General features: G+C 60.2%; 11 protein-coding genes. 10 read left to right on the forward strand and 1 reads right to left on the reverse strand.

Annotated features, from left to right (window positions below):
• Positions 1–69: 69 nt before the first annotated feature.
• The 10 genes from D3878_RS20835 to D3878_RS20880 all read left to right on the forward strand — a co-directional run bounded on the left by D3878_RS20835 (position 70) and on the right by D3878_RS20880 (position 11,665).
• A complete protein-coding gene (locus D3878_RS20835) occupies positions 70–882 on the forward strand; it encodes a cytochrome C assembly family protein (protein ID WP_119787218.1) in 813 nt (270 codons plus the stop codon).
• Positions 879–1,130: a PP0621 family protein gene (locus tag D3878_RS20840; RefSeq protein ID WP_119787219.1), complete on the forward strand. Its 252-nt coding sequence runs from the start codon at positions 879–881 to the stop codon at positions 1,128–1,130. The genes D3878_RS20835 and D3878_RS20840 overlap by 4 nt, the downstream gene beginning before the upstream one ends.
• Positions 1,131–1,141: 11 nt before the next feature.
• Positions 1,142–2,905, forward strand: coding sequence for a sensor histidine kinase (locus D3878_RS20845; protein ID WP_338016818.1), 1,764 nt, complete (start codon positions 1,142–1,144; stop codon positions 2,903–2,905).
• Positions 2,906–2,947: 42 nt separating this feature from the next.
• A complete protein-coding gene (locus D3878_RS20850) occupies positions 2,948–4,396 on the forward strand; it encodes a sigma-54-dependent transcriptional regulator (RefSeq protein WP_119787221.1) in 1,449 nt (482 codons plus the stop codon).
• Positions 4,383–5,009 carry a 1,6-anhydro-N-acetylmuramyl-L-alanine amidase AmpD gene (ampD, locus tag D3878_RS20855; RefSeq protein ID WP_119787222.1) on the forward strand — a complete coding sequence of 209 codons (627 nt, stop codon included), beginning with the start codon at positions 4,383–4,385 and terminating at the stop codon, positions 5,007–5,009. Before D3878_RS20850 ends, ampD begins: the two co-directional genes overlap by 14 nt.
• 338 nt (positions 5,010–5,347) lie before the next feature.
• Positions 5,348–8,293 carry a ribonucleoside-diphosphate reductase subunit alpha gene (locus D3878_RS20860; RefSeq protein WP_119787223.1) on the forward strand — a complete coding sequence of 982 codons (2,946 nt, stop codon included), beginning with the start codon at positions 5,348–5,350 and terminating at the stop codon, positions 8,291–8,293.
• Between the two features lie 85 nt (positions 8,294–8,378).
• A complete protein-coding gene (locus D3878_RS20865; RefSeq protein ID WP_119787224.1) occupies positions 8,379–9,548 on the forward strand; it encodes a ribonucleotide-diphosphate reductase subunit beta in 1,170 nt (389 codons plus the stop codon).
• Between the two features lie 500 nt (positions 9,549–10,048).
• On the forward strand, positions 10,049–10,711 hold the full coding sequence (locus tag D3878_RS20870; protein WP_119787225.1) for a histone H1-like repetitive region-containing protein: 663 nt from the start codon (positions 10,049–10,051) through the stop codon (positions 10,709–10,711).
• A 100-nt stretch (positions 10,712–10,811) separates the two neighbouring features.
• The gene (locus tag D3878_RS20875) at positions 10,812–11,354 is read left to right on the forward strand and encodes a YggT family protein (RefSeq protein ID WP_119787226.1); all 543 of its coding nucleotides are present in this window, start codon (positions 10,812–10,814) and stop codon (positions 11,352–11,354) included.
• On the forward strand, positions 11,351–11,665 hold the full coding sequence (locus D3878_RS20880; RefSeq protein WP_119787227.1) for a DUF167 domain-containing protein: 315 nt from the start codon (positions 11,351–11,353) through the stop codon (positions 11,663–11,665). Before D3878_RS20875 ends, D3878_RS20880 begins: the two co-directional genes overlap by 4 nt.
• A 65-nt stretch (positions 11,666–11,730) precedes the next feature.
• On the opposite strand, the gene D3878_RS20885 is transcribed toward D3878_RS20880, so the two are convergent.
• A complete protein-coding gene (locus D3878_RS20885; RefSeq protein WP_119787228.1) occupies positions 11,731–12,663 on the reverse strand; it encodes a carbohydrate kinase family protein in 933 nt (310 codons plus the stop codon).
• Positions 12,664–12,677 lie beyond the last annotated feature (14 nt).

The raw sequence follows: 12,677 nt of genomic DNA on the forward strand, positions 1-12,677 counted from the left end.
ATTCTACCCGATGCGGGATGCGGCGACGAAGGCACTGGCCAGGAGCATTACATGGTGTAAACTAAAACGATGCAAACCACCATTTTTATCCTGTCGGCGTTCCTGTATGGCGTGTGCGCCGCGTTGCCGGCCGGCCGGCGCCAGGCGATCGCCGTCGGCGTCTGTGCTGGCTGGCTGCTGCACGGCGCCACATTGGCCATGGATGTATTGTCACCATCAGCATTGCGGCTCGGTTTCGCGGTCATGTTGTCGGCCACCTTGTGGATTTCAGTGGCGGTCTATTGGATTGAGAGCCGCAATTTCCCGCTGGATGGCTTGCGTGCGCTGGTCTTGCCATGTGCCGCCGTCGCTGTGCTGCTGCCAGCCGTTTTTCCCGGCAGTGTGGTTTCGCTGGAAGGCAAGTCCGCCTTGTTTGCCTGGCATGTCGCCATCTCCCTGCTGGCCTATAGCACATTGACGATCGCCGCCTTCCATGCCGTTCTGATGGCACTGCAGGAATCGAAATTGCACACGCGCGCGCCGGCCGCGCGCCAGCCTGGCTGGTTTTCCGCGGCGCTGGATCGCCTGCCAGCCTTGCTGACCATGGAAAAACTGTTGTTCCGCCTGATCGGTCTCGGCTTTGTGCTGCTGACCCTGACGGTGCTGTCCGGGGTGATATTTTCCGAACAATTATTTGGCCAGCCGGTGAAATGGAGCCACAAAACCATTTTCACCATGCTGTCGTGGCTCATGTTCGGCCTCCTGCTGGTCGGGCGCCGCTGGCGCGGCTGGCGTGGCAAGACTGCGCTCAGTTTCACCTTGAGCGGTTTCGCCACCTTGCTGCTGGCTTACGTGGGTAGCCGCTTTGTACTGGAAGTCGTGTTGCATCGGGGATTGGCATGAAGTTATTGATCTGGCTGGTGATTGCTTTCCTGGTGCTGGCCTGGGTGATGCGTAGCAAAAAAGCACCGGGTCCGGACGCTTCCGACCAGAACAAGCCGCTGGCACCGGATCGCAACATCCCGCCGGAACCCATCCTGCAATGCGCCCGCTGCGGCTTGCATGTCCCCGCTTCGGAAGCCGTCACGCATGCGTCCGGCAGCGTGTTTTGCAGCGAGGAGCATCGCCGCCAGAGTTTTCCTGGCGCCTGAACGGGAGTGTCTTGAATATCCCTTTGCCATCGAACGATCTTAAGCGCCTGGTGCTGCCGACCGGGCGGCTGGCCGCTTCACCTGATGCATCAGGTGTCTCGCGGGAAGCCTTTTGGCGCTCGTTGCAAACTTTTTCAATAACCCGGGTCGTCATTGCCATCGTCTTGCTGATTTATGTCAGTTTCAATGGCAAGAAGACGTTTCTGGAGGCGGATCGGCTGTTCGACCTGGCTACCTGCCTGGTTTACCTGCTGCTTGCGCTGGGATTCTTGGCGCTGGTCTTGCATTGGCGGCGTCGCTTCCTGCTGCAGTTGCTGTCGCAAATCCTGGCCGATATCGGAGTGATTTCCTTGCTCTATGTAAGCGCGGGCGGGGCCAAGAGCGGCCTGGCGATCCTCTACCTGTTTCCGCTGGCAGGTTGCGCGATTCTCGCGCCACTGGTCTGGGCGCTGTTTTTCGTCTCGCTAGTCAGCCTGATTCTGTTGGGAGAAAGCGGCTATCAACTGACACAGGGGGCGGCCGACGTCTCGATTTCGCAATCCGGCCTGTATGGCGCCGCTTTTTTCGCGGCGGTGCTGGTGATTAATCGGCTGGCGGCCAAGCTGATCAGGCAGGAGGCGCTGGCAGCGCGACGCGGCAAGGATTTGCAGCTGCAGCAGGCGATCAACCGGATGGTCATCGCCGACATGGGCGACGGCATTCTCGTGGTATCCGCCGATGGCGGCATCCTGACCGTGAACCCGGCCGCCGAACGCATGCTGGGCATGGCTTTCCTGGATGCCGAGGCGCGCGTCAAGTTGACTGACATTGCTGCATTGACGCCGTTGGCGGAGGCCTTTCGCGCGTGGCTGGAGCGTTCCGCCGGCGGCCTGGATGCGCCGCGGGGGGGCGAGGGGCAGGCGGTGTTTGTCATGATCAAACCATCGGAAGAGTCGGTTTCTTATGCAGGCAGTGCCATGCGCGGCATGCGGCGCGACCTGGTGGCGCACTTGAAACTGCGTTTTGCGAAAGTTTATGCGGAGGATGGCGTGGCTGATCGCACTGTGATTTTCTTGCAGGATGTAACGGAAATCGAGAACCAGGCGCAGCAGTTGAAGCTGGCATCGATGGGCCGGCTGACAGCCAGCATCGCCCATGAGGTACGCAATCCGCTGTCCGCCATTTCCTATGCGGCCGCGCTGCTCGGCGAGGAACAGGCGAGCCCGGCGCAAGACCGTCTGCTGGCCATCGTTGGCGATAATGTGAAGCGCCTGAATTGCATGATCGAAGACATCCTGAAGCTCTCGCGCAAGGCGCAGCCGCAGACGGCGCCCCTGGCGCTGGCAGATTTTTTCGCGGAAACCCTGGCCGAATTCCGCGAGACGCATGGGCTGGCTGCCGATTTGATCCAACTGGAGAGCATGGCGGCGCTGCAGGTCTGGTTCGATCCCCTGCATTTGCGCGAAGTGATCCTCAACCTGTTGTCGAATGCGCTGCGTTATGCTAGTGGCCGCTGTGGCAGCATCCGCATCCATGCAGTGCCGGATTCGGCTGGCCGCCTCGAATTGCATGTGCAGGATGACGGCGCGCCGATCACGCCGGATGTCCGGGCGCACCTGTTCGAGCCGTTTTACACGACATCGAGCAAGGGCACCGGGCTGGGACTTTACCTAGCGCGGGAATTGTGCATGAATAATGGCGCCATGCTCGATTACGCGTATTACGCCGGCGACGGCGGGGGCGGATCAGCTGGCGGTCGCTTCGTCATCACCCTGGCCCTGGCGAATTCGCATTGACTCGCATTGACTCGCATTGACTATTAATAACAAGAATTTCATATGACCGTACCCCGGATATTGGTGATTGACGATGAGGCCGATTTGCGCGAGCTGGTCGAGATCACCTTGCTCAAGATGGGGCTGGATGTCGATAGCGCCGAGAGCCTGGCCACTGCCCGCACGCTATTGCGCGAGCAGGAGTATGCACTGGTGTTGACCGACATGCGGCTGCCGGATGGCATGGGCCTTGAGCTGGTGCGGGAAGTGGCGGGCACCAGCCGGAATACGCCGATTGCGGTCATCACTGCGTTCGGTAGCGCCGACAACGCGGTCACCGCATTGAAAGCGGGTGCCTTCGATTATCTGAGCAAGCCGGTCGGGCTCGACCAGTTGCGCCTGCTGGTGCAGTCCGCCTTGCGCATCAGCGCAGCCCCGGTGGCGGCGGACAAGGCCACGCCTGCGATGGACGGCGGCACGGCCTTGCGGCTGATGGGCGAATCGGCGCTGATGCGCGATTTGCGTGCGCAGATCGTGCGCCTGGCCCGCAGCATGGCGCCGATCGCCATCAGCGGCGAATCGGGTAGCGGCAAGGAATTGGCGGCGCGCGACATCCATGCGCAAAGCGCGCGCGTCGACAAGCCGTTTGTCGCGGTCAATTGCGGCGCGATACCGGAATCCCTCATGGAAGCTGAATTTTTTGGCTACCGCAAGGGGGCGTTTACGGGCGCCGCGGACGATCGCGACGGCTTTTTTCAGGCCGCCAACGGCGGCACGCTGCTGCTCGATGAGGTCGCCGACTTGCCGCTGGCAATGCAGGTCAAGCTGTTGCGCGCGATCCAGGAGCGCCGCGTGCGCAAGGTGGGTGCGACTGTCGAAGAGCCGGTGGATGTGCGCCTGATCAGCGCGACGCATCAGGACCTGGCCGAGTGCGTCGAAAAAGGGCGATTCCGGCAAGACTTGTATTACCGCCTGAACGTGATCGAATTGCGCTTGCCGCCGCTGCGCGAACGGCTCGACGATATCGGCATGCTGGCCGATGCCATACTGGCGAAGCTGGCTGCGCCAGGTGCGCGCCGGACGACGCTGACGCCGGCGGCGCTGGCGGCCTTGCGGGCCTATGCCTTTCCGGGCAATGTGCGTGAACTGGAAAATATTCTTGAGCGCGCCCTGGCTTTTGCCAACCATGATGTCATCGAAGTTGCCGACCTGGCCTTGAGGTCGGCGAGCCTGCCCGCAGGCCTGCCTGCGGCTGCACCGGAGCCCGACTTGCCGGCGATTGTGCCAGCACCGTTGCCGCCGACCTGGAGTGCCGCAGCGCCGGCCATGGTGGCGACGCCCGCTCTGCCGGTTGCGTTGCCGGACCACCTGGACCAGGTTGAGCGTGAGATTATTTGCCGCGCGTTGGGGCAAACACGTTTTAACCGCACGCAAGCTGCGGAATTGCTGGGCATTAGTTTTCGCCAGTTGCGCTATCGGATGCAGAGGCTGGATATCCATGAACCCGATTGAGCGTTCGTCCCTGGCCATTGATGCAGCCGGCTGGTGCCACCCGGCGCAGCACCGGCCGTCTCCCAATTTTGATGTGCGTCCGGCATCGGTAGACATCGATCTGCTGGTGATTCATAATATCAGTCTGCCGCCGGGCCAGTTCGGCGGGTCCTATATTGCCGATTTGTTCGGCAATTGCCTCGATTGCGATGTTCATCCGTATTTCGACCAGTTGCGCGACTTGCGCGTATCTGCCCACTTTCTGATCCACCGCGATGGCAGTCTGGCACAGTTCGTCTCCGCCGATGCGCGCGCCTGGCATGCCGGCGTATCCTCGTTCGACGGGCGCGAGAGGTGCAACGATTTCTCGATCGGCATCGAACTGGAAGGCAGCGATTTCGTGCCTTTTGACGAGCGCCAGTATCGTACCCTGGCGGATTTGACTGCCGCTCTGCGGCAACGCTACCCCTTGCGCGCGGTGACGGGGCATGAACATGTCGCTCCCGGGCGCAAGACCGATCCCGGGCCCTTTTTCGACTGGGATGCTTATTGCTCCCTCGTGCGGCAATGTGAAAAAGCCGACGGCGATTCCGCTCCCTTGCGCTTTCCGCCTTTGGAAGCGAGTCGATCCTGATTGTCAACCGTTGTACGGCATAAAAATTATTTTTTTGACTGTAAAAATATATTGCGCACGACAATCTCAGGTACTAGAATTAGTTCTGATCACAAATAAAACCACTAGATGTAGTGGTAAATCTTCTGGGAAAGTAAATTTTCCCCGGTGTCATCCAGGCGTTGGTCCTGGCGAACAGAGGGGGATTTACTTCTCAAAAACAAGCCCGGCCTGAATTGCAGCAGGCGGGCAATATGGCGAAATCAGATTTATCTTAAGGGGGGAGCCCGGCGCTTGCGGGCTTTCAGAACAACCGTCAACAGCATCCGGCTGTTGGCAAGACAGTATTAGGAGGTCAAGTGCATTCAACTCAAGAAATTTCCGTCAACGCTCCCGTCGATCACGGTGCGGTATCTCCTGCAGCCGGTGCGTCCACCCCGGCCGTCGCGGTATCCGCCGCAGCGTCCGGGCTGGGCGACTACCGCATCCTCCGACGCAACGGCGCCGTGGTTGGTTTTGAGCCGTCGAAGATTGCGATTGCCATGACCAAGGCCTTCCTGGCGGTCAATGGCGGGCAGGGTGCGGCTTCGGCGCGCGTGCGCGAACTGGTCGAGCAACTGACTTCCGGCGTGGTGGCCGCCCTGGTGCGGCGCCAGCCGGCCGGTGGCACCTTCCACATCGAAGATGTGCAGGACCAGGTGGAACTGGCGCTGATGCGCTCCGGCGAACACGACGTGGCGCGCGCCTATGTGCTGTACCGCGCCAAGCGCATGGAGGAGCGCGCTCAGCAGCAGGCCGCCAGGCCGGTAGTGCAGTCGCCGCAGTTGCATGTGACTGAAGCCGGCCAGCGCCGTCCGCTGGATCTGGTGAAGGTGCGCGCCATGATCGACGCCGCGTGTGTCGGCCTGGAAAAGCATGTCGATGCCGAAGCAATCATGAGCGAAACCCTCAAGAACCTGTACGACGGCGTGCCGGTCGAGGAATTGCACAAGTCCGCCATCCTGGCGGCGCGCGCGTTGATGGAAAAGGATCCGGCGTATAGCCAGGCCACCGCACGCCTGTTGATGCACACCATCCGCAAGGAAGTGTTTGGCCTGGAGGTGGCGCAAGCCGATGCCCCGGCTCACTACCTTGACTATTTTCCGAAATTCATCAAGAAGGGTATCGAAGCTGATCTGCTCGACGCCAAGCTGGGCCAGTTCGACCTGGCCCGTCTGGCCCAGGCACTGAAGCCCGAACGCGACCTGCAATTCGGCTATCTCGGCCTGCAAACCCTGTACGACCGCTATTTCCTGCACATTAACGACGTGCGTATCGAAATGCCGCAGGCTTTCTACATGCGCGTGGCGATGGGCCTGGCCCTGAACGAGAGCGACCGCGAGGCGCGCGCCGTCGAGTTCTACAACCTGCTGTCGTCGTTCGATTTCATGAGTTCGACGCCAACCCTGTTCAATTCCGGCACCCAGCGCTCGCAGCTGTCTTCCTGCTACCTGACCACGGTGGCCGACGACCTCGAAGGCATCTACGAAGCAATCAAGGAAAACGCCCTGCTGGCCAAGTTCGCCGGCGGTCTGGGCAATGACTGGACCCCGGTGCGCGCACTCGGCGCCCATATCAAGGGTACCAACGGCAAGTCGCAAGGCGTGGTGCCGTTCCTGAAAGTGGTCAACGACACCGCCGTGGCGGTCAACCAGGGCGGCAAGCGCAAGGGCGCAGTCTGCGCCTACCTGGAAACCTGGCACATGGATATCGAGGAATTTCTCGACCTGCGCAAGAATACCGGCGACGACCGCCGTCGCACCCACGACATGAACACCGCCAACTGGATTCCTGACATGTTCATGAAACGGGTCATGGAAAAAGGCGAATGGACCCTGTTCTCGCCCTCCGACGTGCCCGACCTGCACGACAAGTTCGGCAAGGCTTTCGAAGTTGCCTATCTCGGCTATGAAGCCGCAGCGGCGCGCGGCGAGCTCAAGCTGTTCAAGAAGCTGCCGGCAATGGACCTGTGGCGCAAGATGCTGTCGATGCTGTTCGAGACCGGACATCCCTGGATCACCTTCAAGGATCCGTGCAACATCCGTTCGCCGCAGCAACACGTCGGCGTCGTCCACAGCTCTAACCTGTGCACCGAGATTACGCTCAACACCAACGATTCCGAAATCGCCGTGTGCAACCTTGGTTCGGTCAACCTGCCGGCCCACATGAAGGACGAAAATGGGCAAAAGCGGCTGGACCTGGTCAAGCTGCAAAAGACCATCCGCACCGCCATGCGCATGCTGGATAACGTCATCGACATCAACTACTATGCGGTCAAGAAGGCGCGCGACTCCAACCTGCGCCATCGTCCGGTCGGCCTGGGCATCATGGGCTTCCAGGACTGCCTGCACATGATGCGCGTGCCCTACGCTTCAACCGACGCGGTGGCTTTCGCCGACAGTTCGATGGAAGCGGTGTGCTACTACGCCTACTGGGCTTCGACCGAGCTGGCCGAAGAGCGCGGCCGCTACAGCTCCTACCCGGGCTCGCTGTGGGACCGCGGCATCCTGCCGCAGGATTCCCTGAAGTTGCTGGCCGAGGAGCGCGGCGGCTATCTGGAAGTCGATACGGCGGAAAGCATGGACTGGGCGCCCCTGCGCGGGCGCATCCAGCAGCACGGCATGCGCAATTCCAACTGCGTGGCGATTGCGCCGACGGCGACGATTTCCAACATCATCGGCGTGTCGGCCTGTATCGAGCCGACTTACCAGAACCTGTACGTGAAGTCGAACCTGTCTGGTGAATTTACCGAGATCAACGAATACCTGGTGCGTGACCTGAAAGCGCGCGGCCTGTGGGACGAAGTGATGATCGCCGACCTCAAGTACTTCGACGGCACCCTCGCCAAGATCGACCGCATCCCGCAGGATCTGCGCGAGATCTACGCCACCGCCTTCGAGGTCGAGCCGAAATGGCTGGTCGAGGCGGCCTCGCGCCGGCAGAAATGGATCGACCAGGCGCAGTCGCTGAACATTTACATGGCCGGCGCCTCCGGCAAGAAGCTCGACGAAACCTACAAGCTGGCCTGGCTGCGCGGCCTGAAGACCACCTACTACCTGCGCACCATGGCCGCAACCCACACCGAGAAATCGACCTCGCGTGCCGGCGCCCTGAATGCAGTGTCGGCTGACGGCAGCGCCAGCGGCGGCATGGCGGCGGCGGGTGGTTTCGCGGCAGGCCCGATCGCGGCGGAAGAGCTCGCCGGTCCGGCATGCACCATGCGTCCGGGCGACCCGGGCTTTGAAGAGTGTGAGGCTTGTCAATAAGCTGTTTTGACTGTGCGCGATCATGAGCAGGATTTGATCGCGCCCACGATAAGCCGGATAGCTACAGAATAGATATGAGGATTTTATGTTAAGTTGGGACGAAGAAATTACCCCTGCAGCGCAACCCGCGCTGCAGCCGCTGGCACCAAGCCAGACGCAAGCTGGCGCGGCGCTGCAGGACGTGGCGCTGAACCCGGCGCTGGTGGCCCGCCCGGATGCAGTCGAGGGCGGCACCGAACGTCGCGTCAATGCGGCCGACAAGCGCATCATCAATGGCCAGACCGATGTCAACCAGCTGGTGCCGTTCAAGTACAAGTGGGCCTGGGACAAATACCTGGCCGGCTGCGCCAACCACTGGATGCCGCAGGAAATCAACATGCAGCGCGACATCGAGCTGTGGAAGAACCCGAACGGCCTTTCCGAAGACGAGCGCCGTCTGGTCAAGCGCAACCTCGGCTTTTTCGTCACGGCCGATTCGCTGGCCGCCAACAACATCGTGCTGGGCACCTACCGCCACATCACGGCGCCGGAGTGCCGCCAGTACCTGCTGCGCCAGGCTTTCGAGGAAGCGATCCACACCCATGCCTACCAGTACATCGTCGAGTCGCTGGGTCTGGATGAAGGCGAGATCTTCAATGCCTACCATGAGGTCGAGTCGATCCGCGACAAGGACGAGTTCCTGATCCCGTTCATCGACATCCTGACCAATCCAGAATTCAAGACTGGCACCACCGAGACCGACCAGCAGCTGCTGCGCTCGCTGATCGTGTTCGCCTGCCTGATGGAAGGCTTGTTCTTCTACGTCGGCTTCACGCAGATCCTTGCGCTCGGCCGCCAGAACAAGATGATGGGCGCGGCAGAACAGTACCAGTACATCCTGCGCGACGAGTCGATGCATTGCAATTTCGGGATTGATCTGATCAACACGATCAAGATGGAAAATCCGCATCTGTGGACGCCGGAGTTCCGCGAAGAGATCAAATCGTTGTTTTTACGCGCGGTGGAGTTGGAATATCGTTACGCAGAGGATACAATGCCGCGTGGTGTGCTCGGTTTGAATGCCGCGATGTTCAAGGGTTATTTGCGATTCATCGCTAACCGCCGCGCGCAGCAAATCGGTCTCGAAGCCTTGTTCCCGCAGGAAGAGAATCCCTTCCCCTGGATGAGCGAGATGATCGATCTGAAGAAGGAACGAAACTTTTTCGAGACACGCGTAATCGAATACCAAACCGGTGGCGCCCTTAGCTGGGAATAAGTGGTTCGACAGCGCGTGAAAGAACAAGGCACAAGCGGAGACAATGCAGGGCGGTCGCAAGAGGGCCGCAAAACTCAAAGGCATTAGCCGAATTAATGAACAGTCGAAGACTGAATCGATCTGACCTGTCGATGCCGCTTTTCCCGATTTTTTCGGGCAAGGCGGCTTTTTCTTTGAAAAATCGATTGGGTTTTTTGAATTTGAATTCCAGCGCTGGCAAGTTGCCGGCGTGTTTTTAAGGCGAGAGCAGCCTGGTTGCTCGCCATGCCTTGACAGGCATGGCCTCTGGTGACGCTGTGAGTGCGTTCACACAGAGCTGGCCGAAGATGGCTGAAGTGCTGCATAGATGAGGGGATGCAGCAGTTCAGCTGGTGCCGAATTCATTAGCGCAAGCAGAAGCTTGCTTGTGCCGATGAATAATCCGCATGAGGCATCGCGATGCCTCATGCGGGTTTCAAACCTAGTAGTTTGATTTTTTCCATCACGTGAAGGAGAAACAAATGGCAACAGCCGCTAAGAAACCCGCAGCGAAGAAACCCGCTGCAAAGAAAGCCGCTGCGAAACCCGCAGCGAAGAAGGCCGCAGCTCCGAAAAAAGCCGTAGCCGCCAAGAAGCCGGTAGCGAAGAAGGCAGCAGCACCGAAAAAAGCAGTAGCCGCCAAGAAGCCGGTAGCGAAAAAAGCCGCCGCGCCGAAAAAAGCAGCAGCCGCCAAGAAGCCGGTAGCGAAAAAGGCAGCAGCGCCGAAGAAAGCCGTCGCCGCCAAAAAGCCGGTAGCGAAAAAGGCAGCAGCCGCCAAGAAGCCGGTAGCAAAGAAGGCAGCAGCGCCGAAAAAAGTCGCAGCCGCCAAAAAGCCGGTAGCGAAAAAGGCAGTAGCCGCCAAAAAGCCGGTAGCGAAGAAGGCAGCAGCACCGAAAAAAGCTGCAGCAGCCAAAAAGCCGGTAGCGAAGAAGGCAGCAGCGCCGAAGAAAGCAGCAGCCGCCAAGAAGCCGGTAGCGAAGAAGGCAGCCGCGCCGAAAAAAGCAGCAGCCGCCAAGACGCCGGTAGCGAAGAAGGCAGCAGCACCGAAAAAGGCGGCAGCGCCGAAAAAGGCCGCCGCACCTGCTGTCAAGACCGTGTTGAACCCGGCAGCGGCTTGGCCGTTTCCGACCGGCACCCGTCCTTAATTCCAACAAAGCTTGGAAGCCCGGATAAGTTCGGGCACAATCCCGCTGTATGGCTCCGCGTCATGCAGCGGTTTTTTTATTTCATCAAGGAGAGGCTTCCGTGCTGCAGAGCATAGTTACGTTGATTGTCGAAACTGTTGCGGGATTGCTCGCGGTGGTACTTCTGCTGCGGTTCTGGATGCAGGCAGTGCGCGTGCGGCCGCCCATGTCGGTGGCTCACTTTACATTCAAATTGTCGGACTGGCTGGTCAAGCCCTTGCGCCGTATCGTGCCTGGCGTCGGCGGCTACGATTGGGCCAGCCTGCTTGGCGCGCTGCTGGTCGCGCTCCTGTCGGTTGTCGTCACCACCTGGCTGTTTTATCCATTGCCAGTGCAACTGATCCTGCTGCTGGCGTTGTTGCGATTCGTCCAGTGGATCTTTTACGGCTTCATGGGCATGATCATCGTCGAGGTGATTTTCAGCTGGGTCAATCCGCATGCACCGCTCGCGCCTTTCATCGGCGCCCTGACCGAGCCCTTGCTGCGCCCCTTGCGCCGCGTGCTGCCGCTGATCGGCAATATCGACCTGAGCCCGCTGGTAGCGCTGGTCCTGCTGCAGATTGCCTTGCGTGTGATTAGCGGAATCCTGCCTGGGCTCGCATGAGCCGTAAAGGCGGCAAGCCAGGCCAGCTGTGTGTGCGCCTGCAAGTGCAGGTGATGCCCAACGCCAAGCGCACCGGCGTGGCAGGCATGCATGGCGATGCCGTCAAAATCCGTCTGCAGGCGCAGCCGGTCGAAGGCAAGGCCAATGAGTCCCTGGTCAGGTTTGTCGCCGATGCGCTGGACTTGCCGAAAAATGCGGTCAACGTGTCGCATGGCTTGACGGCCAGGCACAAACTTCTGGAAATCGCCGCGCCGGGCCTGACTGTCGAGGGTATCCGGCAAGCCCTGCTTGCCTTGGTCAGCCCGGATTAAGGATGGGGAGGGCGGTCGATACCCGCCCGAGGAATTTTCGCCGGGCAGGGTGGTGCGCAGGATGCTCAGAAACGGTAGCCGAAAGCCCGTTCGAAACGTGCCTCGATGTCTTCCCTGGCGGGAGCGTGGTTCTGCCCACCCTGGTGGGCGATCTTGATGGCGCCCATCAGGCTGGCCAGGCGTCCGGTGGTGGGCCAATCGAATCCATTGGTCAGCCCGTACAGGATGCCGGCCCGGAATGCATCGCCGCAGCCGGTGGGGTCGACCACGGCATCGGCCTTCACCGGCGGAATGGCGATATGTTCACCCTGGACGAAAATGTCGGCACCCAGTTCGCCGCGGGTAACGATCAGTGCCTTGACCCGCTGTGCGATTTTGTCCAGCGTCAAACCGGTGCGCTCCATCAGCAATTCGGCTTCATAATCATTCACCGCAATGTAGCTTGCCATTTCGATGAAGTGCTCCAGTTCCTTGCCGTTAAACATTGGCAAACCCTGGCCTGGATCGAAGATAAAGGGGATGTCGAGCGCCACACAGTCGGCAGCATGCTGCAACATGCCGTCGCGGCCATCCGGCGCGACGATCGCCAGTTTGACTGGGCCGGCTGCGGCGACCTTGTTCTGGTGCGAGGCTGTCATGGCGCCGGGGTGGAAGGCCGTGATCTGGTTGTTCCCGCTGTCGGTGGTGATGAAGGCTTGTGCTGTGTAAGCGGTTTCGATGGTGCGAATGCCGCGGGTCGCGATGCCCAGTTTCTCCAGCCTTTCCAGGTAGGGACTGCCATCCTGGCCGATCGTCGCCATGATCAGCGGATCGCCGTTCAGGAGTTTCAGGTTGTAGGCGATATTGCCGGCACAGCCACCGAATTCGCGGCGCATTTCCGGTACCAGAAAGGCGACATTAATCTTGTGCAATTGATCAGCCAGCAGGGCTTCGGAAAACCTCCCGCCAAACAGCATGATGCTATCGAAGGCGAGGGAGCCGCAAATCAGTGAGGTCATGTTTCCAGTTCCAG

The sequence above is a fragment of the Noviherbaspirillum sedimenti genome (assembly GCF_003590835.1).
In the GTDB taxonomy this organism is placed as follows: Bacteria; Pseudomonadota; Gammaproteobacteria; order Burkholderiales; family Burkholderiaceae_D; genus Paucimonas; species Paucimonas sedimenti.